The organism is Butyricicoccus faecihominis (assembly GCF_024462775.1).
Lineage (GTDB): Bacteria > Bacillota > Clostridia > Oscillospirales > Butyricicoccaceae > Agathobaculum > Agathobaculum faecihominis_A.
The window spans coordinates 1-26,102 of sequence record NZ_JANGCE010000045.1 but is presented as its reverse complement, the minus strand read 5'-3'; the positions used below and the strand labels follow the sequence as shown (position 1 = coordinate 26,102).

The following is a 26,102-nucleotide window of genomic DNA, read 5'->3' as shown; positions in this document are numbered from 1 at the left end:
CCCCCCCCCCCCCCCCCCCCCCCCCCCCCCCCCCCCCCCCCCCCCCCCCCCCCCCGGGGCAACGCATGCAAACGATGACGGGAGGCTGATGACGAATGGATGAGTATATTCTAGAGATGCAGGGCATCTCCAAACATTTCCCCGGCGTACAGGCACTGCGCGACGTACAGCTTCGGATCCGTCCCGGAACAGTGCATTCTCTGATGGGGGAAAACGGCGCGGGCAAATCCACCCTGATGAAATGCCTGTTTGGTATTTATAGACCGGATGAAGGAACCGTGCGCTTTCGCGGCAAAGAAGTGCAGTTTACCAACACGCTTGACGCACTGCAAGCCGGTATTTCCATGATCCATCAGGAGTTGTCCCCCATTCGGGATAGAGCCGTGTGGGAAAACTTCTGGATCGGGCGCCAGCTGAAAAAATACGGTCTGCTGACCGATGACAAACGGATGATCGCTGAAACCACGGCACTGTTCGAACGGCTGCACATCCAAATTGACCCCAAAGCAAAAATGGGCGATCTGACCATTGCAAAAATGCAGCTTGTGGAAATTGCCAAGGCGGTATCTTACAACGCCAGCGTTGTCATTATGGACGAGCCGACCTCGGCCCTAACGGTAGCCGAGACTGAGCAACTGTTTGACATTATCTCGCAGCTCAAAGAACAAGGCGTTGCCATCATTTATATTTCACATAAGATGGAGGAGATTTTCCGCATATCCGACGAAATCACCGTATTGCGCGATGGGCAATATATCGCCTCACATCGCGCGAATGAACTGGATACCGACCGGCTGATCGCATTAATGGTGGGACGGACCATGGACGACATGTTTCCTAAGGCGGAGTATCCCATCGGCGACGTGGTAATGAAAGTAGAAAACCTCGCTTGTGAAAAATGCTTTTCCGGCGTGTCGTTCGAGCTGCGCCGGGGCGAAATTCTTGGTTTTGCCGGTCTAGTCGGCGCAGGACGCACCGAAGTGATCGAGACGATCTTCGGCGTGCGACGCAAAGCCGCCGGTACAATCACTCTATTTGGACAACAGACCGAGATTAACACACCGCGGGACGCGATCAGGCACAAGTTGGCACTCGTAACTGAAGACCGGCGCGGAACAGGCATTATCCCTGTGCTTTCGGTCGAACGCAATATTACCATATCCAGCACGAAAAACTATAGAAAATACGGCCTGCTTAATGTCCGGAGCATGCGGGAGCACTCTCAGGCATATGTGGAAAAGCTCAATGTACGCACGCCCTCGCTGGACACAAAAATCGAAAACCTCAGCGGCGGCAACCAGCAAAAGGCGCTCGTCGCGCGTTGGCTGCTTACCAACCCCGATATTCTCATGGTAGATGAACCAACACGTGGCATCGATGTGGGCGCAAAAGCAGAGATTCATTCATTGCTGTCCAAAATGGCGGGCGAAGGCAAAGCTATCATCATGGTGTCATCCGAAATGCAGGAGGTTTTGGCCGTAAGTGATCGTATTCTGGTCATGCACGAGGGAAAGATGTCCGGCATTGTAGATCGGAAAGATTTTTCGCAGGAAAAGATCATGAAGTATGCTGCCGGTCTGAATTAAGGGAGGAAATTACATGAACAAAAAGCAGCGGATCGGCAAGCTTCTGGACGAGTATTCCATTCTGCTGGTGCTGGTGGTGCTCGTGTTGGGGCTCAGTCTAGCAACGCCGAATTTTCTTACCGTAACCAATATTATGAATTTACTGTCTGCAGAATCGGCGCGCGGCCTGCTTGCGCTCGGCGTGTCCTTCTGCATCATATCAAAGGGCATTGACCTATCGCTCGGCTCGGTTATTGCGGTTGCCGCCGTCGTTTCCGCCAGTCTGGCACAGGATGCGGCCGCCGGCAGTCTATTTTTTCCAAACTTACCCCATCTACCGCTGTTCCTGCCCGTTGTAGCCGGTCTGCTTGCCGGCGTGCTGTTCGGCCTGATCAACGGTTTGCTGGTTGCCTACACCCACATCCCTGCGTTTATTGCAACGCTAGGCACCATGACCGCCGCGCGCGGTGTCGCGCTGCTGTATACCAATGCCTACCCCATTTCCTATTTACGTGAAGATTTTAAGCTTCTTGGGCAGGGAAAGATTGGTGCGATCCCCTGTCTGGCGATTGTTCTTCTGGTATTCGCGTTGCTAGCCTGGCTGCTGCTGAACCGCACCAGCTTTGGGCGCAATATTTATGCGATTGGCGGCAACGAAACCGCGGCGCGTGTCGCGGGCGTACCGGTAGAACGGTCGTTGGTAGGCATTTACGTATGGTCGGCGCTGACCGCCGCTGTGGCCGGTATTTTGATCGCGGCGCGATCAGGCTCGGCCATTGCTTCGCTCGGCATGAGCTATGAACTGGATGGCATCGCCGCCGCGACTGTGGGCGGCGTCAGTCACAGCGGTGGCGTGGGCAAGATAAGCGGCATTGTCACCGGTATTTTGATTCTCGGCGTCATCAACAACGGCCTGTTGATCCTTGGCGTATCCCCATATATTCAACAGATTATCAAAGGCTGTATCATCGTCGGCGCAGTCGTGTTCGATATGCGTAAGGCCAATCGTAGATAATGGAAGGAACCTAATATGAAAATTTGTTACAACCAAGCGACCATGATGAAACACTCTACTTTAGAACTGGATCTAGCGTTTTGCGAACAACATGGCTATGATCTTATCGAGATCCGAATCGACATGCTGAAGGATTACTTAACACGGCACACAGCGGACGAACTGGCAGCGTTTTTTTCCGGCAGTCACTTGAAACCCTATGCCTTTAACGGACTCGAGTGTATCAACTACCGCAATGCCGCCGACTATGCCGCGATCAAGGCCGATTTAGCGTTCGTCTGCGGGCTGGCGGACAAGCTTCACTGTCATATGGTCACAATGGACCCTTCTTTCGACGTTGGGCACCTGACAATCGGCGAAATCCAAACCGAAACCGTAAACGTCATTTGCGACCTAGCCGCCGCGGCCGAGCCTTTTGGCGTAAAGCTGGCCTTTGAATTTATTGGTCATCCGCAGTGCTGCATCAACACCTTTGGGCAAGGTTACAATATTGTACAGGCAGTTAATCGGTCCGATGTCGGCCTTATCCTCGATTTGTTCCACTTTCACGCCATGGGTTCGTCGCTTGACGATCTGCGCCGTGCCGATCTGGACAAAATATTCATGGTACATATCAATGATGTAGAAGATCTGCCGCGCGGATCCTGCACCGACAGCGATCGGCTTTGGCCGGGCGAAGGGGCGATCGATACCGACGCGATTTTACGGATCTTGTGCGAAAAGGGATATGACGGCGTCTATTCCCTCGAATTGTTCCGCCCCGAATATTGGGAAATGGATATTGAGCAGGCGATCCAGACCGGTTATGACAAAACCGCAGCGGTACTGCACCGGTACTATTGACAAGGGAGAATTTATATGAAGTATGCAAACATAGAGGGCGTTCAGCTTCCGGTTTCCCGCATGATATCGGGAACAGCACAGTACGAAAACTGGATGCGCGAAGAGCCGTTGTTCGAAGTTTTGGATGCGGCAGTCGAATTGGGCGTCAACGCCATCGACTCCGGGCGCGAATACGCGGACGGCGCTTGTGAAAAGGCGATCGGTAGTTGGTTGCGCGCACGCGGCAACCGCGATCAGGTCGTTTTAATCTCCAAGGGCGGGCATCACAACGCGATCCGCAAGCGCGTTACGCCATACGACGTGACAGCCGACATCATGGATTCACTTGCGCTGCTCGGCACAGACTACATCGATATTTATATGCTGCATCGCGATGATGAGACCATGCCGGTCGGCCCGATCGTAGAAATGCTGCACCGTCATTGGGAAGCGGGCCGCATTCGTACTTATGGCGCCTCCAACTGGTCACTACAACGTATTCAGCAGGCTAACGAATACGCCAAAGCACACGGACTGCGTCCGTTTCTGGTTGCCAGCCAGCACTTTTCGCTCGGCGAGCAAATGGACGATCCCCACGGCGGCGGCTGTATTTCTATGACAGGCGACGCTATGCAGGCTGCGCGTGAGTGGTTCGCCACGCAGCATATGCCGTTGCTGGCGTATTCCAGCCTATGTATGGGGCTATTTTCCGGCCGTTTTAACCGAGAGAATTATAAGCTGCTGTTTGAAGAAGGCGCATTGCCTGAACCCTGTGTGCGCGCCTACTGCTGCGAGCAAAACTTTGCACGGCTTGACCGAGCGGCAGCTCTCGCAGTACAGAAGGGCGTCAGCACGGCAGCGGTTGCGCTGGCATATGTGATTCATTGCTCCGATTACTATGGCTTTGGAATTTTTGCGCTGGTCGGTTCCGCGAATGCCGCCGAAGTAAAGGCTAACGTAGACGCGGTCAATCTAGAGCTGACACAGGCCGAGGTTCATTGGTTAAACAACGGCTGACGCTATGCCATTAGACATAAAGATCCCGCCGGACACCCGGCGGGATCTTTATATGAGTTATTGGTTATCAAAGACTTAGAAGATCGCCACCGTCGTGCCGACAGGGATGTTGTTGTAGATCCACTGCACGTCTTGATCATACATGCGGATACAGCCGTGCGAGATCGGGTAGCCGATGCTGGCGTCGCTGATGGTGGTGGTGCCCGGATAGTACAGGCGGGAGTGGAAGGCGTAGCCCGTGCCGGGATAGAAGCCGACGACCGGCTTTACCGTATAGGTGGAGGTGGTCCAGCCGCCCGCCGATTTATACGACACCGTGGTAAGGCCCGTGGGCGTGGCCGTGGCCGAAGCGCCGGTGCCGACCAAGAACGACTTATGCAGCTTCCAGTTGCCCTTGGAGCCGGTGAACACGTTGACGTGCTGGTACGCCCGGTTGATCCAGATCAGGTAATTGGAATTCGACGAATAGCCCTTGGCGTTGACGAACACTTCCTTTTCATAAGGCTGGTAATCGCCGTCGATCGCGTATTTCGCGGTGTAGTTGCCCTTATAGGTCGAGGATACCAATTTGAGCACGCGATCCACGTCGCGCTGGTAATACCATTCGTCCGAATAGTTTTCGATCGGTACGGTCTTTTCAGCGGATACCTGCTCGGTTTCGCCGGTGGAAGGATTGTAATAGGTCAGCTTAAAGCCCATGGTCACGCTTTTCTGCATGTTCTTGGTGAAGGTAAAGTACGAGGTGTGGCGCGAGACCGTATCCGAGGATAGATTGAACGAATCGTTGCCAAAGCCCTCGATCGGCTTGCCATCCTGATACCACTGGGCCGAACAGACCTTGTTCGCGGACACGCCGGTGAACTTCACCTGCGTGGTGAGCGAGCCGCCCGGCTTGACGGAGGTCGGCACGCCCATTTCGACCGCCACGCCCGCGAGGCCTTGGTCGATGGTCTCGGTCTTGGAGGCGGCTTCCAGCTTTATCTCGCAGTCCACAGCCTGTGTATCGACCGATTCCGCCTTGCCCTTGCCATCCACCTTGCTGCCGCGGCCCGCGACGACCATGTCGCCCACCTTGCCGTTCAAAGTCAGCTTGGTGTTCAGCGCGGTATGGGTCAGGCGCACGGAATCCACGTCGCCGTCCATCACGATCGTGTTGCCCGCGCCGGACACGATCAGCGTGTCCGCGTCGATCGAATACAGATGGATGGTGCGGCCGGTGGCCGTGATCTCTACGTTCTTAGCGCTGCCGGAAAAATCGACCGCGCCGCCCTCGCCCGCGAGCAGCAGGGCGTCGGTCTCGGAATCCTCGGACAAGGCGAGCGAGGCATAGCCCTTTTCATCGGCGGCGATCATGGGCATGGAGGAGCCGGACGCGGTAAACTGCATACCCTCCGCGCCGCGCAGCACGATGCGGCCGCCCGCATTGACGCCGCTTAGATTGACCGAGGTGGTCGGGCAGACGAACACACGGTCGCCGTCCGGGTCGAGCGAGGTCAGATCGGCGGCGGGCGCGGAGATAAGCGCGCCGCCGGAAAGCATCGATAGATCATCGTTTTCCGCGGGAAAATTGGGGACGATACGCAGCAGCATGGTCACGAACTGCGCGCGCGTCAGCTTATCGTTCGGCGCAAGCGTGGTCGCCGTGTCGCCCTTGACGATGCCGGCCGCGATCAGCGCGGACGCGGCGTTTTTTTGCTCCGCCGTCATGCCGGCGGCGTCGGTAAAGGTGGAAAGTACACCAAGATCGGGCTCCGCGCGCTCGTAAACAAAAGCGCGGGCCAGCATAACGAAAGCCTCGGCGCGGGTCGCGCCGATCTCAAAGCTGCGGCTGTCCTTGCCGTCGATCAGGCCTATGTAGAGCGCCTTGGCCAGATCGTTCCGGTACCAAGCGTTCGCGGGCACGTTGGTCAGCCCGGAGATATCCGCGGTCAGCGACGTGCCCAGCGCGCGGTTCATAATCACGAGCGCTTCCACGCGTTTGACGATCTGGTCGGGCATCATTTTGCCGTCCGAGCCCTTTAGCAGGCCAAGCTCGGACGCGCGGGTGAGCTGCGCCTCGGCCCAGTGCCCGGCGATATCCGGGAACAGCGGTTCGGGTTCGGGTTCGGCCGGAGGCTCGTCCGCAGGGGGCGCGTCCCCTTCTCCCGTTTCGTTCTCTTCCGCCGGGGTCTCGCCATTCGGCGTGCCTTCCGGCGCGGTCTGTTGCTCTTCAGGCGTATCGGTCTTATCCGCGTCCGGTTCCGTGGTTTGCGGCGTGTCCGCCAGCGGGGCGGACAGCCCTGCGGCCGGGTCGGTATCCAGTGTGGCGCCGTCCGCTTCTAAGGCGGCGGACGCGGTGGAAAACAGCAGCATTGCGGCGAGCAGCGCGCTCATCAGTCGTCTGTTCAAGGTGGGGTGCTCCTTTTACTCATATGATATCTCTATTGTACGGGGGGGCTGATAGCTTGTCAAGCGGTTTGCAGAGCATTTTCGTCTCGATTTCCCACCTTTTTCCGCGCATGAAACGCCGTTATTTACATTTGCGGCCACACATGCTATACTAAGGAAGCATTTATAAAGTATCTCTTTGAGGAGGAGACCGTTTCATGCTTTGCAAAAACTGCGGCAGGGAGCTGCCGATCTCGGGCAAATTCTGCCCATTTTGCGGTGCGCCGACCGAACAGACCGGCGTAGACGACGAGACCACCTTTTTCACCCCGCTTTCGGAGGATGATTCGCCGATCGACACCGCCGCGTTTGACGCCGCTTTTACCGAGGAGCAGCGCTCGGCCCACGCTTCCGCCGGCATGCCGGAAAAGGAAACCGCCGCGCCTAAGGCGCAGCCTTCCCGAGGCGAAACGCCGCCCGCCCGCCGAAACGCGTCCGCCGCGCCGAACGGACCGCGCACTACCTATTTTGAACAGCCGGATCGGGATAACCAGCCCTATAAGAAGCCGGGCGCGGGCAAAAAGGCCGCGATCGTCGTGCTGGTGATCGTGCTGATCGCCGCGGTGATCGGCGGCGGCGTGTGGTTCGTCCTGTCGCGCAAGCCTGACGAAAACCTGACGCTCGCCGAAAAGTATATGAATCGCGGCAAGTTTTCGGACGCGCTGGACGCGTACAAGGCCGCGCAGGCCGAAGCCAAGGATCCGACCGCGATGCAGCTGATCATCGACCAGCTGGGCGACTATCAGGACGCGCAGGATTATCTGGACGCTGGCGAATACGAATCCGCGCTCGCGCTGCTCTCCCGCTTGCAGGAGCGCATCACGGATAAGACCTCGCCGCTCGCGGACGCGGTCGAGGATATGATCGCCAAGGCCAAATCCGGCCAGAGCGACAGCAAGTTTGCTTCCGACCTCCAGCAGGCCACCAGCTATATCGACGACAAGAAATATGACGCGGCCGCCGGTGTGCTCGATTCGCTGTCGGCGGACGATTCGCTCACCTCGGACCAGAAGAGCCAAGTCGATAAGCTGCGGGAGCGCCTGACGGAAGAGCAGGCCGCCGCCAAGCGCCAAGAGGAAAACCAGCAGGCCCAGCAACAGCAGAAGCAGACCTTTGTCGATCAGATGGATAAGCTGGAGGAATCGGACGGCAAGATCACCTCCGCCGAAACGATTGAGGCCCAGCTCGACGCGACCGCCACCTCGTTTGAGGCGTGGGACACGCTGCTTGCGGATATGTACACCTATCTGGAGACCGTGCTCAGCGCGGACGCCTATGCTTCGGAGGAGGAATCCTATAACGCATGGGTAAAGGAACGCGACGCGGGCGCGGAAAACGCCGCGAAGGACGCGGCGGACGAAACCGCCGGCAAGCTCGCCAGCGCCAGCTTCAAGCAGAGCTACACCAAAACGCGCTGCTATAAGCTGCTTGATTTAATGTAAGCACAACTGGAAAGAAAAGCTGTCGGAAAAGTCCTCACGCCGCAGCGTGCATAAAATAGGATTTTGACGCAAACGGCAAAATCCATAAAAAGCCGCGACATGTGCGCGGCTTTGCTCTCATTTAATCGCCGCACGGCGGCGGTCAGTGGATAGAGGCCTACGGGCTATACAAACCGACTTCAAGTGTGCCTAAAAGGCGCGCGCAGAAGCCGGAATACTCGATCGAAATGGGGCTTTGTTTCGATCGAAGGCTGTCGAAAAACTAGTTTTTCGACAGCCATAAAGAGGGGGATACATATGGAGATACTGAAGCGTTGTCTGCGCGTTTTGGGGCTTTTGCTTTTGGGCAACTATTTTTTGCTGTGCACCTATGCGCTGCGCCTGCCCGCCTTGGGGCAGACCGCGCTGCTGCTCGCGTTGCTTGCTTTCTACCTGTGGTTTTCCATTCGCCCGCGGGCGGCGCGCGCGCCGTCGCGGCGACTGCGGGCCATGATCGGCGGATACGAGATTTTGCTGTGCTCCTTTTGGGCCATTTTTCTCGAAAGCATTTTATACACCGCGCTTTATACGAGCGGCGCGCTGGTGCGGCCGACGGACAGCGCGCCCGCTTGGGTGCCGCTGCTGGTCAACCTGATCGTCTTTGTCCCGGTCATCGGCCTGCTGCTGGTAAACGGCTTTTTCCGGGTCGTGCTCACCTCGGCGCGGCTGCGCATCGTATGGCGCGTGATGCTGCTGCTTTTCTGGTGGGTGCCCATCCTCCATCTGTTTTTGTTCTACCATGTGCTGAAAAGCGTGCGGGCGGAATACTATTTCGCCCTTGGCCGACAAGAATTAGAGCATACCCACGCCGAAAACGAGGACTGCCGGACGCGCTACCCGCTGGTGCTGATTCACGGCATTTTCTTCCGCGATTGGCAGTGGGTCAACTATTGGGGCCGCATTCCCCGCGCGCTGTCCCGCTGCGGGGCGACCATCTTTTACGGCCGCCAGCAGTCCGCCGCGCCGGTCGCGCGCAGCGCGGAGGAGCTGGCCGCCCATATCAGCGCGATTGTGGAGGACACGGGCTGCGAAAAGGTCAACCTGATCGCCCATTCCAAGGGCGGGCTGGACAGCCGCTACGCGATCACGCGGCTGGGCCTTGCCGACAAGGTCGCCTCGCTTACGACCATCAACACCCCGCACCGCGGCTGTATTTTCGCCCAGCATCTGCTGGATAACTTGCCCAAAGGCGTGCTGCGCCAGATGGAGCGCAAATACAACGGCCTGTTTCGCAAGCTGGGCGACGATTCGCCTGATTTTATGGGCGGCGTGCGCGACCTGACCAGCGAAAACTGCAAGGCCTTTAACGAGCAAACGCCCGATATGCCGGGCGTTTTGTACCAAAGCGTGATGAGCGTGATGAAGGCCCCGCGCAGCGCGGGCTTTCCCCTGAACCTGACGTGGCACTTGGTCAACAAATACGACCGCGAGCCAAACGACGGGCTGGTCGCCAGCTCCTCGGCCCCATGGGGCGACTTTCTCGGCGAGCTTCCGGCGCCCCAAAAACGCGGCATTTCCCACGGCGACATCGTGGATTTGATGCGCGAGGACATTCCGGGCTTTGACGTGCGCGAGTTTTATACGGGCATTGTCAAGGATCTCAAGGCAAAAGGGCTTTAAAACAGAAAAAGCGCGCGTCGCAGATTTTATTCTGCAACGCGCGCTTTCTATTTTAAAGTTCGTTATCCTTGCCCTTGGTGATGCGGACGACCAGCCCGGATAGGGCGAGCAGACCTATCAGGTTGGGAATGACCATCAGGCCGTTGAACATATCCGACAGGCTCCACACCAGATCGACCTTGAGCCCGGAGCCGAGGATGATGAAGAACACCACGATCACGGCGTAAACCTTGACGGCCTTTTTGCCGAACAGGGCCTTGACGTTGGTCTCGCCAAAGAAATACCAGCCGATAATAGTGGAAAACGCGAAGAACAGCATGCAGATGGCGATGAAGGCATTGCCGAACGAGCCGAACGTCGCGTTGAACGCCGACTGCGCCAGCACGGCGGCGGTCTCGCCATTGCTCCACAGACCGGAGGAGATGATGACCAGCGCGGTGAGCGTCAGAATAATAAAGGTATCGATAAACACGCCCATCATGGCGACCACGCCCTGATCCTGCGGTTTTTCCACCTTGGCAAGCGCGTGCGCGTGCGGGGTCGAGCCCATGCCGGCCTCGTTCGAGAACAGGCCGCGCGCCACGCCGTAGCGCATCGCCTTCTGCACGGAAAGACCGATCACGCCGCCCGCGATGGCCTGCGGATCGAACGCCATGACAAAGATCTGCTTGAACGCGAAGCCGACCGCGGAATAATTCATCACCAGAATGACCACACAGCCGATGATGTACAGCGCCGCCATCAGCGGCACGACCTTTTCGGTAAACGCCGCGATACGGCCCACGCCGCCGAGAAAGATAAACGCTGCGATCACCGCGCACACAACGCCCACCGCAAGGGCGGGCACGCCGAACGCGTTTTCAAACGCGCCGCCGATCGAGTTGGACTGCACCATGTTGCCCATAAATCCGAGCGCCAGAATGATGGCGACCGAGAAAAAGCCCGCGAGGAATTTGCCGAACTTGCCCTTGAAGGCCGCTTTGATGTAATAGATCGGGCCGCCGGTTACCTGCCCGTCCGCGTCGGTCGTTTTAAACTTCTGCGCGAGCACGGCCTCCGAATAGATCGTACTCATGCCGAAAAACGCCGATACCCACATCCAGAAGATCGCGCCCGGGCCGCCGGAAGCGATCGCGGTGGCCGCGCCCGCGATGTTGCCCGTGCCGACCTGCGCCGCGATAGCGGTCGTGAGCGACTGGAAGGAGCTCATGCCCTCCTTGCCGGCCTTGTCGCCCTTCAGCGAAAAGCCGCCGAACAAGCGGCGCATGCCCTCGCCAAACTTTCGGATCTGGATAAAATTCAGCCGGATGGTAAAGTAGATGCCCGTTGCGATCAGCAGAAACAGCAGCGCGTAATCCCACAAAAAGGAATTCACTGTCGTAACGATGGTTTCGATTACTTTCATGTTCTGTATTTTCCCCCTTTTTTTGATTTGTTGCCGCAAACATATTCAATATAGCATCCAAAGGCGCGGCCTGTCAACCACAGTGGGATAAAACGGTAGTTTGTTAAAGTTTTTCACACGAAAGCCGCCTGCCAAAGTTTGCTTTGCGTTCACCCTACCGCTTGACAAACTGTGCTATAATAATGTTTATTGGTTGCACTGGTCCGCGCGGCGCGCCGCGCGGCTATCCCGGCACGCAGATGGGAGGAAAAAATGATATGAACGACGCGCTTCAGCGTCTTTTGGATACGCTCACGGCATTTCTCAGCGAAAATCCCTTGGTGGGCGCGTGGTATACGACCGCGGCGCGGTTCGTGTTTCCGCTGCTCGCGTTGATGATTCTGGTGGGCGCGATCCGCTCGCTTTGGAAGGTCAAGCATCCGGACGAGGTCTGGGCCTATCTGGGGCTGACGAACGGCGTACGCCTGCCGGTCACCCATTGGGAAAATATTATCGGCCGCGCGCCCGCGTGCGACTTGCAAATGGAATACCCCTCCGTTTCCCGCCAGCACGCGGCGCTGATCCGCGAGAACGACGGATCATGGACGGTATACGATCTGGATTCCAAGGGCGGCGTGCAGGTGAACGATCTGGACGTGGACGGGTACGCCGTGGTGAACGACGGCGATACCCTCACCTTCGGCGGCATTCCGGCCGTGCTTATCCCGGTCGGCGCGGAGGAAAAACGCGCCCAGATCGCCGAGCGCCGCGCCGAGGGACGGCCCGCGGGCATGTGGGGCGCGCTGGTGCTGCTCACCCTATTTCAGGTGATGACCGCGCTGCAGCTCATTATCGCCGCGGGCGATAAGGCAACCACCGCCATTCCCCTCACCTTTCTGGCCTTTACCGCGGTGTGCTGGGGCTATTTTATCGTGCTGCGCTCGTTCCGGCGGATCGGCTTCGAGATGGAGACCATCGCCTTTTTCCTGTGTACGCTTTCGCTCGCGGTGACGGGCTCGGGCGCGCCGAAGGAGCTGCCCAAGCAGCTCGCCGCTATCCTGATGGGCCTTGTGATCTTTCTGATCCTAGGCTTTTTCCTGCGCGACCTGACGCGCACCCAAAAGGTGCGCTGGGTGATGGCCGCGGGCGCGATCGGCCTGCTTGCCATCACCTTGCTGATCGGCAAGGAGGTCTACGGCGCCAAGGCGTGGATCGTCATCGGCAGCTTTTCATTCCAGCCCTCCGAGCTGGCCAAGATCTGCTATATTTTCGCGGGCGCGGCCACGCTGGACCGCCTGTTCCAAAAGCGAAACCTGACCATGTTCATCGTGCTGACCGCCGTGTGCGGCGGCTGCCTTGCGCTGATGAACGATTTCGGCACGGCGCTCATCTTTTTTGTCACCTTCCTTGTGATCGCTTATTTGCGCTCGGGTGATTTCGCCACGCTGGCGCTGATCTGCACGGGCTGCGGCCTTGGCGGCCTGATCCTGCTGAAGATGAAAACACACGTGGCGGCCCGTTTTGCCTCTTGGGGCCACGTGTGGGAGGATGTGTACGACAAGGGGTTTCAGCAGACCCACGCGATGACGGCCGCCGCTTCGGGCGGCATGATCGGCGTGGGCGCGGGCAAGGGCTGGCTGACCGGCGTGCCCGCCGCGGATACCGATCTGGTTTTCGCCCTTTTGTGCGAGGAATGGGGCCTTGTGATCGCCGTGCTATCGGTGCTTTGCATCCTGACGCTGGCCGTGTTCGCCGTGCGCGCCTGCCGCGCCGGGCGGTCCAGCTTTTACACGATCGCGGCCTGCGCCGCGACCAGCCTGCTTGTTTTCCAGACCTGCCTGAACGTGTTCGGCGCGGTCGATATCCTGCCGCTGACCGGCGTGACGCTGCCCTTTGTGTCGAACGGCGGCTCGTCGATGCTGTCGGCTTGGGGCATGCTGGCCTTTTTGAAGGCGACGGACACGCGGCAGAACGCCTCGTTCGCGGTAAAGCTCGTTTCGCGCCGCGAGCTGCGCGGGGAGGGATGACAACATGCGTAAAATAGAAAAAAGAACTGTTTTTTGCCTGATCCTGACCGCCCTGCTCGGTCTTGGCCTTGCTTTGTTCTGCTTCCGCTTTGTGATGGACGGCGGCGACTGGGCTTCCTACCCGTATAACCGCCACCTGTACGACAATCAAGGGCGGCTCAAAGGCGGCGTGATCCTAGACCGCGACGGCGACGTGCTTTCCCAGCCCGCGGCGGACGGTTCGGGCCGCACCTATTATCCCGATTCTTCGGTGCGCAAGGCCACGCTGCACGCGGTGGGCGATCAAGCGGGGTTCATCGGTTCGGGCGCGCAGACCGCCTTTGCCGATAAGCTTTCCGGCTACAACCTGTTTACCGGCGCTTATTCGCCGCTCGGCAGCGGCAACTACCTGTATCTGACGATCGACGCGTACCTCAACAACATCGCCTATCAGGCGCTGGGCGGCAACCGCGGCACGGTCGGCGTATACAATTACAAGACCGGCGAAATTCTCTGCATGGTCTCCACGCCGACGTTCGACCCCGCCGATCCTCCGGATATCGCGGCGGACGATCCCGCGTGGGAGGGCGTGTACGTCAACCGCCTGCTTTCCGCCAACTCAATCCCGGGCTCCATTTTTAAGGTGGTCACGCTGAACGCCGCGATTGAGAACATCCCCGACCTGTTCCAGCGGCACTGGACGTGCACCGGCTCGGTCGATATCGGCGGCGACGCGGTGACCTGCCCCTTCGCCCACGGCGAGCTCGATATCGAATCCGCGCTCGCCAACTCCTGCAACGGCGTATTCGGCCAGCTCGCGGTCGAGCTGGGCGGCAAGACCATGGAAAAGTATACGGACGCCGCCGGCCTGACCACCGCGATCAAGGTGGACGGCGTTCAGACCAGCAAAGGCAGCTTCTCGTTCGACGGCACCGACCATCAGCTTGCTTGGGCGGGCGTCGGTCAGGACCGGGACGCGATGTGCCCGATCAATATGATGCTGTACATGGGGGCGATCGCAAACGGCGGCAAGGCCGCCATGCCGCGCCTGATCGAGAAATCCTCGACCGATTACGGCCTGCCGACCGGCGTATATTTCCCCAAAAAGTCCGGCAAGCTGATCGAAGCGGACACCGCGAACACGATCGCCGATATGATGCACAACAACGTGCTTGCGACCTATGGGCAGGACCGTTTCCCCGGCATGGACGTGTGCGCCAAGTCGGGTACGGCGGAAATCGGCGCGGACAAAACGCCGAACGCCTGGTTCACCGGTTTCTTGCGCGACGCAAGCACGCCCTACGCGTTTATCGTTCTGGTCGAGCAGGGCGGCGGCGGCTCGTCCGTCGCGGGCACCATCGCCTCGCAAGTGCTCACCGCCGCGGTGGAAAAAGGCTACTAAGCCTATAGGTCCGCCGTATTTTTAACACCATACAAAAAAGCCAGCGCCGAAGCGCTGGCTTTTTTGTATGTTCTGAGATTGCGGGCGCGTTTTTAAGCTTTGGCCTGCGCGGTGGACGCGCGCTCGACCAGCGTGACGGTCAGCTCGGTCTTGAGCACTTCGCTGCCGCCGTGCGCGATCATATCGAGCAGGCGCTGCACGGCTAGCTCGCCCAAGCGGGCGCGGTCGACGCGCATCGTCGTGAGCGGCGGATCGACAAAGGTGCTCATCGTGCCGTCGTCAAAGCCGATGATGGAGATATCCTCGGGCACGCGGTAGCCCGCCTGCTGCAAGGCGCGCTCGCAACCGGCGGCGACGATGTCGTTGGCCGCGAAAAAGGCGGTCGGCAGGTCGTCTGTTTCGCGCAAGTGGCGGTGCATTTGCTCGGTCGCCTTGTCGAACAGCAGATCGATCTGAATCAAGTGTATGGGATCGACTGGCAGCCCCAGCGCTTCCATGGCGCGCAAAAAGCCTTCGTTGCGCGCCGGAACGCCGCCGATGTCAAAGGAGCCTTGCAGGCAGCCGATCTTGCGGTGGCCCAAGCGGTACAGGTATTCGACCGCGTGAAACACCCCGTCGGTATTGTTGATGCTGACCGCGTTGATCGGCATGTTGGGGAACCGGTTGTCCACCGAAACGAGCGGCAGGGAAAGCTTTGTCAGCGGTTCGGCGTCGCCCGCGCGCAGTTCGCTGCCCAGCAGGATGACGCCCGCCGCGCCCTGCGTTTCCTCGAGCTGGCGCAGCAGCGGGAAAAAGTGTTCGTCGTCCGCGTTGGTCACGCTCAGGCTATAGCCGGAAAGGCGCGCCTTTTGTTCCGCGCCGTTTAGGATACCGGCGAAAAAATCCTCGTTGCGCTCCTTCATATGCTGGGCGGACTGGTAGCGGATGAATTTGATATCGCCCTTGCCCGCGGGATCGGGCAGGTTGCGGATGGTATAACCGTTTTGAACGAGCAGCGCCGCGACGCGTTCACGCGTTTGCTTACGCACACCGGCCTTATTATTCAGCACCAGCGACACGGTGGAGATCGCCACACCGGCCTGCTCGGCAATATTTCGGATCGTCAAGGCGTTAAGCCCTCCTTTATCATGTGTCCTGCTATTACTATAATCCATTATATCCAAAATGTCCATATTGTTTGAACATAAATCGAAATTTTTTATTTATTTCAATTTGTCATTCTTGCGAACGCGCTAATATAACAAGCTTTTGAACAGTTTATGTTTAAAATTATTAGCTATTTTGCCATTATTGACAAAGTGTGCCCTGTGTGATTTAATGTATATATCAAAATTAGTCGAAATATATCGAATTATTTTGATTAATTTTCAATGCGCATGATCAAAAAAACTAGGAGGAGGAAAGGAACATGTTAAAGCAGAAGAAAGGATTTTTCGCAGGCATTCTGGCGGCAGCCATGTTGCTCGCCGCGCTGGCCGGGTGCGGCGGAGCCGGCACGGGCGACACCGCCGCGGATGCGCCCAAGGTGGGCGTGGTGCTCAAGTCGCTTTCCAACCCGTTTTATGTGACCATGGAGGAAGCGATCGACGCAAAAGCGCAGGAGATTGGCGTTCAGGTAATCACACAGGCTCCCGAAAAAGAGACCGACGCGGAAAAGCAAATGCAGATCATCGAAAACCTGATCACGCAAAACGTTTCCGCCCTTATTCTAACGCCGAACGGCTCCACAGAGTTGGTGCCCGCGATCAAAAAAGCGAATGACAAGAACATCCCCGTCATCGTTGTGGACACCCGCATCGACGAAGAGGCGCTTGCCGCGGCAGACGCGCACATTGAATGCTTCATCGGTTCGGACAACTACTTTGGCGGCGAAACGGCGGCCGAAGAGCTGTCGAAGGCGCTGGGCGGCGCGGGCAAGGTCGCGGTGCTAGAAGGCATCAGCGGGCACGAATCCAGCGTTTCCCGCGTCGGCGGCTTTACCGATAAAGTAAAGGAGCTTGGCGGGCTCGAGATCGTCGCCTCGCAGCCGGCTGATTGGGATCAGGAAAAGGGCTATACCGTATTCCAGAACATCTTGCAGGCCAACCCGGATATCACCGGCCTGTTTGCCGCAAACGACATGATGGCGCTGGGCGCGGTCAAGGCGATCGAGGATATGGGCAAATCGTCGCAGATTACGGTGATCGGCTTCGACGCGACGGACGACGCCAAGAGCGCCATCAAGGACGGCAAGATGCTGGGCTCGATCGCGCAATCGCCGGATAAAATGGGCGCGATCGCGCTGGAAACCGCGAAAACCTATCTGGAGACCGGTTCATGCGAAGTCGAGGTGCCGGTCGACGTAACCATGCTGTCGGGAGACGATATCCAATAGGCCTTCGGCATGGCTGGTGGAAGGGGTGAAAAGATGGACCCGAACGAAATCGTATCCATGCAGCATATCACAGTGGAATTTCCGGGAGTGAAGGCGCTGGACGACGTATCCTTTTCGCTGCGGCGTGGCGAGGTACATATCCTGCTGGGCGAAAACGGCGCGGGCAAGTCCACGCTCATGAAGGTGCTTTCCGGCGTATACAAACGGAACGCGGGCACCGTAAGGGTAGACGGGCAAGAGGTACGGTTTGCCGGTACGCGGGACGCGATGAACGCCGGTATCAACATCGTGCATCAGGAACTGAACCTGATCCCCTATTTAACGGTGGCGGAAAACATCTTTTTGGGCCGTGAGCCTAAAAAAGCGGGCGTGATCGATTGGAAACGCCTGTATCGGGACGCGGACGAGATCCTGCGGCAGCTCGGCGTAGCGCTGCGCGCAAAGGATATGCTGGGGTCGCTCAGCGTGGCGCAGCAGCAAATGGTCGAGATCGCCAAGGCGGTCAGCCAAAACTCCAAGGTCATTATATTGGACGAACCGACCTCGTCCCTTACCGACCGGGAGATCGAAAGCCTGTTCCGCATCGTCCTCGATCTGAAGGCGCGGGGCGTGGGCGTCGTCTATATCTCGCACCGGTTCGAGGAGATCAAACGCATCGGCGACCGGGCGACAATCATGCGGGACGGCCGCTATATCGCCACCGTGGAGGTCGCGGAAAAAACCGTGGATGAAATGATCGGCATGATGGTGGGCCGCGAGTTGACCGAACTGTTCCCCAAAACTCCGGTGGCGATCGGCGAAACGCTGCTGGCGGTGCGCGGTCTTTCGACAAGGGACAAGCTACGCGACTGCTCGTTTGTCGCGCGGCGCGGCGAAATACTCGGCATTGCCGGGCTGATGGGCGCGGGCCGCACCGAGCTGGCCCGCGCGGTGATTGGCGCGGACCCGGCGAGCGCGGGCGAGGTGTGGCTGAACGGCCAAAAGCTGACCATCCGCAGCCCGGAGGACGCGGTGCGCCACGGCATCGGCCTGCTGCCCGAGGACCGCAAAAACCACGGTCTGGTGCTGGGCATGAGCGTCGGTGAAAACATCACACTGGCAAACGTTTCAACGATCCTGCGCAACGGGCTGATCAGCCGAAAGGCGGAAAGGGCGCTCGGCGCGCAGTATGTCGACCAACTGCGCGTGAAAACGCCGCATTTACAGCAAAAGGTGAAATTTCTTTCAGGCGGCAACCAGCAAAAGGTGGTCATCGCCAAGTGGCTGACAACCGAGGGACAGGTGCTGTTTTTTGACGAGCCGACGCGCGGCATCGACGTGGGCGCAAAGGCGGAGATTTATAAGATCATGTGCGAGCTGGCAGGACGCGGCATGGCGGTCGTCATGATCTCAAGCGAGCTGCCCGAGGTGCTCGGCATGAGCGACCGCATCCTCGTGATGTGCGGCGGCGCGATCGTATGCGAAATGACCCGGGCCGAGGCGACGCAGGAAAAAATCATGTACTATGCGACAGGGGGCGGAAAAGATGAATAAAGCAGCGGGAAAAGCAGGGTTCCGGCTGAGCAGTATCCCAAACAATGTCATGATCCTGCTCGGTCTGGCGGTTCTATGCGCGGTCATGAGCCTTGCCTCCCCATTTTTCTTGACGCCGGATAATCTCATCAACGCCGTTTTGCAGGCCGCCATTAACGCAACGCTGGCCTGCGGCATGACCTTTGTCATCTTGACCGGAGGGATCGACCTTTCGGTCGGCTCGATCGTGGCGTTTGCGGGTGTGATCCTCGGCATGCTCCTCAAGGCGGGCGTGCCCGCGCCCGCCGCGCTCCTCGGCTGTGTGGCGGTCGGCGCGCTGTGCGGCGCGTTCAACGGCCTGCTGGTCACGCGTGTGGGCCTGCCGCCCTTTATCGCAACGCTCGGCTCGATGAGCATCGCGCGCGGACTGGCCCTGTATCTGACGGACGGCCGCTCCATTTCAGGCTTCGGGACGGGCCTGAGCGGTATCGGCAGCGGCACGCTGCTCGGCGTGCCATGGATGATCGTTATCATGGTGGTCACCTTTGGCATCGGCATGTTCCTGCTGCGCTTCACCCGCGCGGGCCGTTATATCTATGCGATCGGCGGCAACGTGGAGGCGACCCGGCTTTCCGGCATCAACACCGGGCGGTACACCGCGCTCGTCTATATCGTGTGCGGCATAACGGCGGGCATTGCCTCCGTGCTGCTCACCGCAAGGCTGGATTCGGCCCAGCCGGTGGCCGGTCAGGGGTACGAGCTCAACGCGATCGCCGCGACCGTTATCGGCGGCACCAGTTTAGACGGCGGCGAAGGCCGCCTGTCCGGCACCATCATCGGCGCGCTGATCATCAGCGTGCTCAACAACGGCCTGAACCTTTTGAACGTGTCCTCGTATATTCAGCAGATTGTGATCGGTCTGGTCATTATTCTGGCGGTCGCGGGCGACAAGCTCAGAAGCAAGTAGTTAGCAAAAGGGAGGAAACGCCATGAACAAACCGATACGGCTCGGCATTCTCGGCCTTGGGCGCATCGGCAGAATGCACTTGCAAAATATTTTGACCATGAAGGAGTACGAGGTCGTCATCGGCGTCGACCCGTTTTTGACCGGGCAGACCGAACGCGAGCTGCGCGGGCTGGGCCTTCCCCGGTGCGGCAAGGACCCGCAGGCCGTGTTCGGCGACCCGACGATCGACGCGGTGGTGATCTGCTCGGTCACCGAAACGCATTCGGATTTTATCATGCGCGCGGCCGAGGCGGGTATGGATATTTTCTGCGAAAAACCGATCGACCACGATGTCGGCCGGATCGTGCAGGCGCTGCGCGCGGTGCGCGACGCAAACGTCGTTTTACAGGTGGGCTTCATGCACCGCTTTGACCGGCACCACGGCGCGCTGCGGCGCGCCATCGCGGAAGGCCGGATCGGCAAGCCCGAGGTGCTGAAAATCATTTCGCGCGACCCCGCGCCGCCGAGCATGAAATACATCCGCGAATCCGGCGGCATTTTCGTGGACTTCATGATCCACGATTTTGACATGGCGCGCTTTTTGATGGGCTGTGAGGTGACCGAGGTTTTCGCGACCGGCACCTCGGTATGCGACCCGGAAATCGCGGAAAACGGTGATTTCGGCAGCGGGCACGCCATTCTGCGGTTTGCAAACGGCGCGCTCGGCGTGCTGGAGACCAGCCGGCGCTGCACCTTCGGGCATGACCAGCGCATCGAGGCGCTCGGCTCCAAGGGCTGTGTGATGGATGATAACGAGTACGAAAACAACGTGCGTCTATTCGGCCCCGAAGGATATACGGGCGCCAAGGTGCCGTGGCATTTCCCGGAGCGCTACAAGGAAGCGTATTTCGTCGAACTGGCCGACTTCGCGCAGGCGGTCCGCACCCGCGCCGCCCCGCCGGTGGATGGATTCGACGGCCTGCAAGCCGTACTGATCGCCGAAGCCGCAAACCGTTCGGCTAAAACAGGCCGGTTCGAGGCCGTTCAGACCGTCGTGGTTTGACCCTTTGCCATTCTCATCCTTCTTCATATCGTAAGGCGCCGGTGCACGCACCGGCGCCTTGCAATTTTGTTTTCAGCGGTATAAGTCCGGTTTATGGGACAAGCTATTTGCTATACTGAAAGCATCCTAAAGGAAGCGGAGGTTTTCGGTATGCGGAAACGGTTATGTACACTGGCGCAGGGCTGCGGGGCGGGGCTGCTGTTTTTCACGGCGGCCGCGTCCGATATGGGCACGGCGAGCGTTGCGCAAATCGCCTTGGGGCTCGCGGCAGCGGCGCTCCTGCTCATGATCGGCACAATCGGCAAGCGGTATGTCTCCCGGCCGCGCCGCCGCGCACGGCGCGCGGCGGCGTAAGCTATTTTCACCTTTCAGCTTTTGCTCTTGGGGCGGCTGAGCAGGGCGAACAGACAGCCGAATACGATCGCGGCGGCAATGCCGCCCGCGGCGCCGGTCACGCCGCCCGTCAAAATGCCGAGCGCGCCCTGTTCGGCGACCGCCTTGGCAACGCCCTTGGCCAGCGAATAGCCAAAGCCCAAAAGCGGCACGGTCGCGCCCGCGCCCGCGTAATCCACGACCGGCTGATACAGGCCAAGGGCTTGCAGCAGCACGCCCAGTACAACGAGCGATACCAAAATGCGCGCGGGCGTCAGCTTGGTTTTATCAATAAAAACTTGACAGATCGCGCAGATCAGCCCGCCGACCCAAAATGCGTTCAAATATTCCATAGCGCCTATCCCCTTTCCAGCACGACCGCGTGGCATACGCCCGCGATGGTTTGGCCCTGCTGCACGGAAACGGGGCTCATCAGCGCGCCCGTACCCGCAAAGACCAGCCGTTTATACTTGCCCGCCTGCATATCGCGCAGCAGCGGGCCGCACAGAACGCAGGCTGAACAACCGCAGCCCGAAGCGCCCGCGTGCGGGTCCTGATCGCTGCCATACAGCAGGCTGCCGCAGTCCGAGTAGACGGGCGTTAGATCGATGCCGTCGTTTTCCCGGAACAGCGTCACGAGAATATCCGCGCCCACGTGGCCCAAATCGCCGGTCACGATCTGGTCAAAGTCGCGCGGCTCCGCGCCAAGCTCGGTCAGCAGCGTGGAAATCGTGTCGTAAGCCGAAGGGGCCATGGCCGCGCCCATGTTATTTGCGTCCTTTACGCCCAGATCGACCTGCCGGCCGAATAGGGCGTGCGTGATGCGCAGATCGCCTTTCCCGCCGCCAAGCACGGCCGCGCCCGCGGCTGTGGCCGTCCACTGGGCGGTCGGCGTACGCTGCCCGCCGTAGGCCAGCGGAAAACGGTATTGCCGCTCCGCCGAGCAAAAATGGGACGAAGCCGCCGCGAGCAGACGGTCGGCCGCGCCGCCCTCCACAAGACATGCGCCAAGCGCGAGGCCCTCGGCCATGGTTGAGCACGCGCCGTAAAGGCCCAAAAACGGCACGCCGCTTTCAGACGAAGCAAGGGCCGAGCTGATGCACTGGTTGAGCAGGTCGCCCGCGAGAATCAGATCCAGATCGCTCTTTTGCAGTCCGCTTTTTTGTACCGCCAAATCGATCGCGGTCTTTTGCAGCTTGCTTTCGGCCAGCTCCCAGGTCTTTTCGCCCATCAGGTCGTCATCCGACACCATGTCGAAAAATTCATGCAGCGGGCCCTGCCCTTCCTTTTCGCCCACGGCGGAAGCGTAGCCCAGCAGGGCGGGCTTGCTATCGAACGCGAGCGTGCGTTTGCCTATGCGTTTCACAGCGGGTTCCCTCCCATCAAGAACAAAATAACGCCGTACACCGCCGAAGCCGAAATACCGTATACCAGCACCGGCCCCGCGATGGCGAACAGCTTGGCGCCAAGGCCCAACACAAGGCCTTCGCTTTTAAATTCCATGGCTGAGGAAACGATCGCGTTGGCAAAGCCCGTGATCGGCACGATCGTGCCCGCGCCCGCGTGCTTGGCGATCTTTTCATACAGGTGCAGGCAGGTCAGCAGGCCGCCGAGGAACACCATGGTCATAGCGGTTGCCGCCGCCGTATCCTCCACCGAAAGTCCGCGATGCTTAAAAAATCCGCTTACCGCCTGCCCGATCGTGCAAATAATGCCGCCGATCAAAAAGGCTTTCAGACAATCCAGCCAAAGCGGCGAATTCGGGCTTTTCTTTTCGAGCAGCTTTTGATACTGCTGTTTATCCAGTTCCATGCGCATTTCTCCCCTTTTGCTTTTGGGGTATTTTGCGCAGAGAACTGCATCTTATCCATCTGGCATTATAACAATTTTCTAAACTGATACTTTTTAACGGGCCACTTCTGCGGTATGATAAACGCGAAACAAAAAGAAAACGCAGAAGGAGGGGTTTTCGTGAATACGAAAAACAAAAAAATTACGCTTTACGATATGGTGATGATCGGCCTGATGGCGGCTGTCGTGCTTGTGGTGACCGCTTATCTGTCCATCCGCATTCCGACGCCGACCGGCACGACCATGATCAAGCTTGCTAACGCGTTTATCCTGTTGTCCGGCCTGTTGCTGGGCGGCTGGCGCGGCGGACTGGCCGCGGGGTTCGGTTCGATGGTTTTCGACCTGATGACGCCGGAGTATGTGCCGGAGGCTTGGCTTACCTTTATCCGCTTTTTCCTGATGGCCTTTATCGCCGGGCAGATCGCCCATGCGGGCGGCACCATGGCCCGCAAATTTTCCCGCAACCTGATCGCCTGTGTGGTCGCCGCGGTTTTTTCCAGCGTGTTTTACATGTTAAAAAACGTGGTGGTGCTGATGATTGGCGGCAGCGCGTTCGTGCCCGCCTTTATCGCGAACGTGCCGAAACTGCTGACCTCGCCCCCCAATATCATTATTGCGGTCGCCGTGGCGCTGGCGCTGCTGCCCGCCCTGCAAAAAGCGATCTCCCACACCGGCTTCGCCAGACAGATGCAGGCCGCGCAGAAGCAGTAAAGAAGCACAACAAGTTTTGTACCACGCTATTGCGGTGCGAAGTTGCAGTACCCATCGATTGGCGGCAGCGTTCGCACCCGTTTTGCATGCTGTGGCGAACAAATTCCTCGTGTCATGGTATCTTCAAAGCACTGTGCTTCTGCAAAATAGACCGCAAACCGTCTGACTATACAAAAAAGGCCGATGGATTTTGTGCATAATTGCTGTCGCTCCCCTCGCGGGAGCGTGGATTGAAATATACGGCCTATGAGGTTCAAAAGGGCCTTGGTCTGTCGCTCCCCTCGCGGGAGCGTGGATTGAAATCGCCGTTATGCCCGACCATTTTGTGTACACCGACGTCGCTCCCCTCGCGGGAGCGTGGATTGAAATCGTCCTTTGCCGCCAGCAGTGCTTTCGCCATTAGTCGCTCCCCTCGCGGGAGCGTGGATTGAAATCCGGAATTATGGCATCTAAACTAATAACGCCTTTCGTCGCTCCCCTCGCGGGAGCGTGGATTGAAATACCGATTGAATTTTTAAGAAGACGTCCTATCACGTCGCTCCCCTCGCGGGAGCGTGGATTGAAATCTTTGCACCCACATTTTGCAGTTGTGACACCAAGTGTCGCTCCCCTCGCGGGAGCGTGGATTGAAATAGGGCGAGTAAAGCGCCCCCCAAATTCGCGGGGGCGTCGCTCCCCTCGCGGGAGCGTGGATTGAAATCGCAATATCTGCAACGGGCAATTCGATTACCTCCGTCGCTCCCCTCGCGGGAGCGTGGATTGAAATTTTAAAAATGCGAAAGCCACCGGTTTCTAGAACAGTCGCTCCCCTCGCGGGAGCGTGGATTGAAATCGGCATTCCCAGCAGGGGCAAGAGCTGGGAATACCGTCGCTCCCCTCGCGGGAGCGTGGATTGAAATCTCCCTGATTCGCCGTTCAATATTCCTATCCCTGTCGCTCCCCTCGCGGGAGCGTGGATTGAAATGTCAGAAAAACGAAAGCTACGGACATTGCATTTGTCGCTCCCCTCGCGGGAGCGTGGATTGAAATTTCTCTGTTCACTTTTCCATTTCTTCCCGAATAGTCGCTCCCCTCGCGGGAGCGTGGATTGAAATTAATTGTTTTTTGTGGTATGAGGTAAAAAGCATGTCGCTCCCCTCGCGGGAGCGTGGATTGAAATGGAACGTAAGCCGAGGTATTCTGTGCGATTGACCGTCGCTCCCCTCGCGGGAGCGTGGATTGAAATGCGTTTGTTCCCGTTTTCGTCATACGGGAATTGCGTCGCTCCCCCTCGCGGGAGCGTGGATTGAAATATTTCTTCGTCTTCTTCGATCTGGTCAAGCAGCGTCGCTCCCCCTCGCGGGAGCGTGGATTGAAATAAATAATTTAACCTTGTGATTCGACCGTTCGCGGTCGCTCCCCCTCGCGGGAGCGTGGATTGAAATTGGAAAGCATTAGGGTGGTTTTCCTATTGAACCAGTCGCTCCCCCTCGCGGGAGCGTGGATTGAAATATCCGCCGTACAGGTGCGGTCCAGCGGCAGCAGCACGTCGCTCCCCCTCGCGGGAGCGTGGATTGAAATCGCCCCCTTTCCCGGCGCTGAAAACGCCAGCGCAAGTCGCTCCCCCTCGCGGGAGCGTGGATTGAAATGCCCTCCAGCTCCCGGCGCTTCTTGGTGGTGCGGGTCGCTCCCCCTCGCGGGAGCGTGGATTGAAATCATCGAGAGATAGCGGTTTTCGACATAGCAATCCGTCGCTCCCCCTCGCGGGAGCGTGGATTGAAATCTGCACCTGCCGCTGGTCATATACCGCCGGTATGTCGCTCCCCCTCGCGGGAGCGTGGATTGAAATACCTCCGCAAGTTCTTCCTCGGTCAGTTCGCGGGGGTCGCTCCCCCTCGCGGGAGCGTGGATTGAAATTCTATTTCTGATGTCGCAAGAATGTGCGGCCTGACGTCGCTCCCCTCGCGGGAGCGTGGATTGAAATGGTTTTTAGCGACGATGCCGGGCGCGTGTTTAGCGTCGCTCCCCTCGCGGGAGCGTGGATTGAAATGGAGTGTTTGCGCAGTTTGAACGCGAAACAACAATGTCGCTCCCCTCGCGGGAGCGTGGATTGAAATAAGCCGATTCAGGTACAAACCATGCTCGCCCAGCGGTCGCTCCCCTCGCGGGAGCGTGGATTGAAATCCCACATCCATTCCCATTCATCTGCCATTCCCGCGTCGCTCCCCTCGCGGGAGCGTGGATTGAAATTTTGATCGACATATGCGCGACCTGCCAAATGTTTGGTCGCTCCCCTCGCGGGAGCGTGGATTGAAATTTGCCCCCTGAATTGTTTGCTCGCATGGTTCACCGTCGCTCCCCTCGCGGGGGCGTGGATTGAAATCGTTCCAATTTCATAAAACAACCCCAAAACGTCCGGTCGCTCCCCTCGCGGGGGCGTGGATTGAAATATCGGGCCTACGAAAAGGACGCGTTGCGCATCATGTCGCTCCCCTTACAAGGGCGTGGATTGAAATACCGAGGACATGGCGGCTGGGCTGCCCGCGCTGGTGTCG

The 26,102-nt window shown here is 58.6% G+C and carries 20 protein-coding genes; 14 read left to right on the top strand and 6 right to left on the bottom strand.

Features of this window, described 5'->3' with window-relative positions; all coding sequences use genetic code 11:
- Positions 1-95 precede the first annotated feature (95 nt).
- Genes NE562_RS16420 through NE562_RS16405 form a run of 4 tightly spaced genes read left to right on the top strand, consistent with a single transcriptional unit; the run spans position 96 to position 4,419 of the window.
- Positions 96-1,586 (top strand): sugar ABC transporter ATP-binding protein, encoded by a 1,491-nt coding sequence (locus tag NE562_RS16420; protein ID WP_280963500.1) that lies wholly within the window; start codon positions 96-98, stop codon positions 1,584-1,586.
- Between the two features lie 13 nt (positions 1,587-1,599).
- The gene (locus tag NE562_RS16415; protein WP_280963499.1) at positions 1,600-2,580 is read left to right on the top strand and encodes an ABC transporter permease; all 981 of its coding nucleotides are present in this window, start codon (positions 1,600-1,602) and stop codon (positions 2,578-2,580) included.
- Positions 2,581-2,595: 15 nt separating this feature from the next.
- On the top strand, positions 2,596-3,423 hold the full coding sequence (locus NE562_RS16410) for a sugar phosphate isomerase/epimerase family protein (protein WP_280963498.1): 828 nt from the start codon (positions 2,596-2,598) through the stop codon (positions 3,421-3,423).
- 15 nt (positions 3,424-3,438) lie between these two features.
- The gene (locus tag NE562_RS16405; RefSeq protein ID WP_280963497.1) at positions 3,439-4,419 is read left to right on the top strand and encodes an aldo/keto reductase; all 981 of its coding nucleotides are present in this window, start codon (positions 3,439-3,441) and stop codon (positions 4,417-4,419) included.
- A gap of 75 nt (positions 4,420-4,494) precedes the next feature.
- On the opposite strand, the gene NE562_RS16400 is transcribed toward NE562_RS16405, so the two are convergent.
- On the bottom strand, positions 4,495-6,807 hold the full coding sequence (locus NE562_RS16400) for a L,D-transpeptidase family protein (RefSeq protein WP_280963496.1): 2,313 nt from the start codon (positions 6,805-6,807) through the stop codon (positions 4,495-4,497).
- A 197-nt stretch (positions 6,808-7,004) separates the two neighbouring features.
- Here NE562_RS16400 and NE562_RS16395 point away from each other — a divergent pair, with 197 nt between their 5' ends.
- Together NE562_RS16395 and NE562_RS16390 are read left to right on the top strand one after the other, a co-directional pair.
- On the top strand, positions 7,005-8,288 hold the full coding sequence (locus NE562_RS16395) for a lysozyme inhibitor LprI family protein (RefSeq protein WP_280963495.1): 1,284 nt from the start codon (positions 7,005-7,007) through the stop codon (positions 8,286-8,288).
- Positions 8,289-8,585: 297 nt separating this feature from the next.
- Positions 8,586-9,947, top strand: a complete 1,362-nt coding sequence (locus NE562_RS16390; RefSeq protein WP_280963494.1) for an esterase/lipase family protein — start codon at positions 8,586-8,588, stop codon at positions 9,945-9,947.
- Positions 9,948-9,999: 52 nt separating this feature from the next.
- On the opposite strand, the gene NE562_RS16385 is transcribed toward NE562_RS16390, so the two are convergent.
- Complete coding sequence (locus tag NE562_RS16385; protein WP_280963493.1) at positions 10,000-11,352, bottom strand: alanine/glycine:cation symporter family protein; 1,353 nt, start codon at positions 11,350-11,352, stop codon at positions 10,000-10,002.
- 257 nt (positions 11,353-11,609) lie between these two features.
- Between NE562_RS16385 and NE562_RS16380 the strand changes: the two genes are divergently transcribed.
- Positions 11,610-13,358, top strand: coding sequence for an FtsW/RodA/SpoVE family cell cycle protein (locus tag NE562_RS16380; protein ID WP_280963492.1), 1,749 nt, complete (start codon positions 11,610-11,612; stop codon positions 13,356-13,358).
- A 4-nt stretch (positions 13,359-13,362) separates the two neighbouring features.
- Entirely contained in the window at positions 13,363-14,739 is a 1,377-nt protein-coding gene (locus NE562_RS16375) for a penicillin-binding transpeptidase domain-containing protein (protein WP_280963491.1), read from the top strand.
- A gap of 92 nt (positions 14,740-14,831) precedes the next feature.
- Here the strand turns inward: NE562_RS16375 and NE562_RS16370 are convergent, their stop codons facing one another.
- Positions 14,832-15,845: a LacI family DNA-binding transcriptional regulator gene (locus NE562_RS16370; protein ID WP_280963490.1), complete on the bottom strand. Its 1,014-nt coding sequence runs from the start codon at positions 15,843-15,845 to the stop codon at positions 14,832-14,834.
- Positions 15,846-16,147: 302 nt separating this feature from the next.
- Here NE562_RS16370 and NE562_RS16365 point away from each other — a divergent pair, with 302 nt between their 5' ends.
- The 5 genes from NE562_RS16365 (at position 16,148) to NE562_RS16345 (ending at position 20,988) form a co-directional block, all read left to right on the top strand.
- Positions 16,148-17,113 (top strand): sugar ABC transporter substrate-binding protein, encoded by a 966-nt coding sequence (locus NE562_RS16365; RefSeq protein ID WP_280963489.1) that lies wholly within the window; start codon positions 16,148-16,150, stop codon positions 17,111-17,113.
- A gap of 33 nt (positions 17,114-17,146) precedes the next feature.
- Positions 17,147-18,646: a sugar ABC transporter ATP-binding protein gene (locus NE562_RS16360; protein WP_280963488.1), complete on the top strand. Its 1,500-nt coding sequence runs from the start codon at positions 17,147-17,149 to the stop codon at positions 18,644-18,646.
- Positions 18,639-19,592, top strand: a complete 954-nt coding sequence (locus tag NE562_RS16355; protein ID WP_280963487.1) for an ABC transporter permease — start codon at positions 18,639-18,641, stop codon at positions 19,590-19,592. Before NE562_RS16360 ends, NE562_RS16355 begins: the two co-directional genes overlap by 8 nt.
- Before the next feature lie 22 nt (positions 19,593-19,614).
- Positions 19,615-20,634: an inositol 2-dehydrogenase gene (gene iolG / locus NE562_RS16350; RefSeq protein WP_280963486.1), complete on the top strand. Its 1,020-nt coding sequence runs from the start codon at positions 19,615-19,617 to the stop codon at positions 20,632-20,634.
- 150 nt (positions 20,635-20,784) lie between these two features.
- On the top strand, positions 20,785-20,988 hold the full coding sequence (locus NE562_RS16345; RefSeq protein WP_280963485.1) for a hypothetical protein: 204 nt from the start codon (positions 20,785-20,787) through the stop codon (positions 20,986-20,988).
- A 14-nt stretch (positions 20,989-21,002) separates the two neighbouring features.
- Here the strand turns inward: NE562_RS16345 and spoVAE are convergent, their stop codons facing one another.
- The 3 genes from spoVAE to spoVAC are packed head-to-tail and all read right to left on the bottom strand — an operon-like array spanning position 21,003 to position 22,824.
- On the bottom strand, positions 21,003-21,359 hold the full coding sequence (gene spoVAE / locus NE562_RS16340; RefSeq protein WP_280963484.1) for a stage V sporulation protein AE: 357 nt from the start codon (positions 21,357-21,359) through the stop codon (positions 21,003-21,005).
- A gap of 5 nt (positions 21,360-21,364) precedes the next feature.
- Entirely contained in the window at positions 21,365-22,372 is a 1,008-nt protein-coding gene (gene spoVAD / locus NE562_RS16335; protein WP_280963483.1) for a stage V sporulation protein AD, read from the bottom strand.
- Positions 22,369-22,824, bottom strand: a complete 456-nt coding sequence (spoVAC, locus tag NE562_RS16330) for a stage V sporulation protein AC (RefSeq protein ID WP_280963482.1) — start codon at positions 22,822-22,824, stop codon at positions 22,369-22,371. Before spoVAC ends, spoVAD begins: the two co-directional genes overlap by 4 nt.
- 153 nt (positions 22,825-22,977) lie before the next feature.
- Here spoVAC and NE562_RS16325 point away from each other — a divergent pair, with 153 nt between their 5' ends.
- A complete protein-coding gene (locus NE562_RS16325) occupies positions 22,978-23,568 on the top strand; it encodes an ECF transporter S component (protein ID WP_280963481.1) in 591 nt (196 codons plus the stop codon).
- Positions 23,569-26,102 lie beyond the last annotated feature (2,534 nt).

What these genes read in the sequence shown, in the direction of transcription:
- NE562_RS16345 (WP_280963485.1), top strand. Translation starts at nt 20,785, where the DNA reads ATGCGGAAACGGTTATGTACACTGGCGCAGGGCTGCGGGGCGGGGCTG.
- NE562_RS16355 (WP_280963487.1), top strand. Translation starts at nt 18,639, where the DNA reads ATGAATAAAGCAGCGGGAAAAGCAGGGTTCCGGCTGAGCAGTATCCCA.
- spoVAE (WP_280963484.1), bottom strand. Translation starts at nt 21,359, where the DNA reads ATGGAATATTTGAACGCATTTTGGGTCGGCGGGCTGATCTGCGCGATC.
- NE562_RS16405 (WP_280963497.1), top strand. Translation starts at nt 3,439, where the DNA reads ATGAAGTATGCAAACATAGAGGGCGTTCAGCTTCCGGTTTCCCGCATG.
- NE562_RS16390 (WP_280963494.1), top strand. Translation starts at nt 8,586, where the DNA reads ATGGAGATACTGAAGCGTTGTCTGCGCGTTTTGGGGCTTTTGCTTTTG.
- NE562_RS16420 (WP_280963500.1), top strand. Translation starts at nt 96, where the DNA reads ATGGATGAGTATATTCTAGAGATGCAGGGCATCTCCAAACATTTCCCC.
- NE562_RS16415 (WP_280963499.1), top strand. Translation starts at nt 1,600, where the DNA reads ATGAACAAAAAGCAGCGGATCGGCAAGCTTCTGGACGAGTATTCCATT.
- NE562_RS16410 (WP_280963498.1), top strand. Translation starts at nt 2,596, where the DNA reads ATGAAAATTTGTTACAACCAAGCGACCATGATGAAACACTCTACTTTA.
- NE562_RS16385 (WP_280963493.1), bottom strand. Translation starts at nt 11,352, where the DNA reads ATGAAAGTAATCGAAACCATCGTTACGACAGTGAATTCCTTTTTGTGG.
- NE562_RS16395 (WP_280963495.1), top strand. Translation starts at nt 7,005, where the DNA reads ATGCTTTGCAAAAACTGCGGCAGGGAGCTGCCGATCTCGGGCAAATTC.
- iolG (WP_280963486.1), top strand. Translation starts at nt 19,615, where the DNA reads ATGAACAAACCGATACGGCTCGGCATTCTCGGCCTTGGGCGCATCGGC.
- NE562_RS16380 (WP_280963492.1), top strand. Translation starts at nt 11,610, where the DNA reads ATGAACGACGCGCTTCAGCGTCTTTTGGATACGCTCACGGCATTTCTC.
- spoVAC (WP_280963482.1), bottom strand. Translation starts at nt 22,824, where the DNA reads ATGCGCATGGAACTGGATAAACAGCAGTATCAAAAGCTGCTCGAAAAG.
- NE562_RS16360 (WP_280963488.1), top strand. Translation starts at nt 17,147, where the DNA reads ATGGACCCGAACGAAATCGTATCCATGCAGCATATCACAGTGGAATTT.
- NE562_RS16375 (WP_280963491.1), top strand. Translation starts at nt 13,363, where the DNA reads ATGCGTAAAATAGAAAAAAGAACTGTTTTTTGCCTGATCCTGACCGCC.
- NE562_RS16365 (WP_280963489.1), top strand. Translation starts at nt 16,148, where the DNA reads ATGTTAAAGCAGAAGAAAGGATTTTTCGCAGGCATTCTGGCGGCAGCC.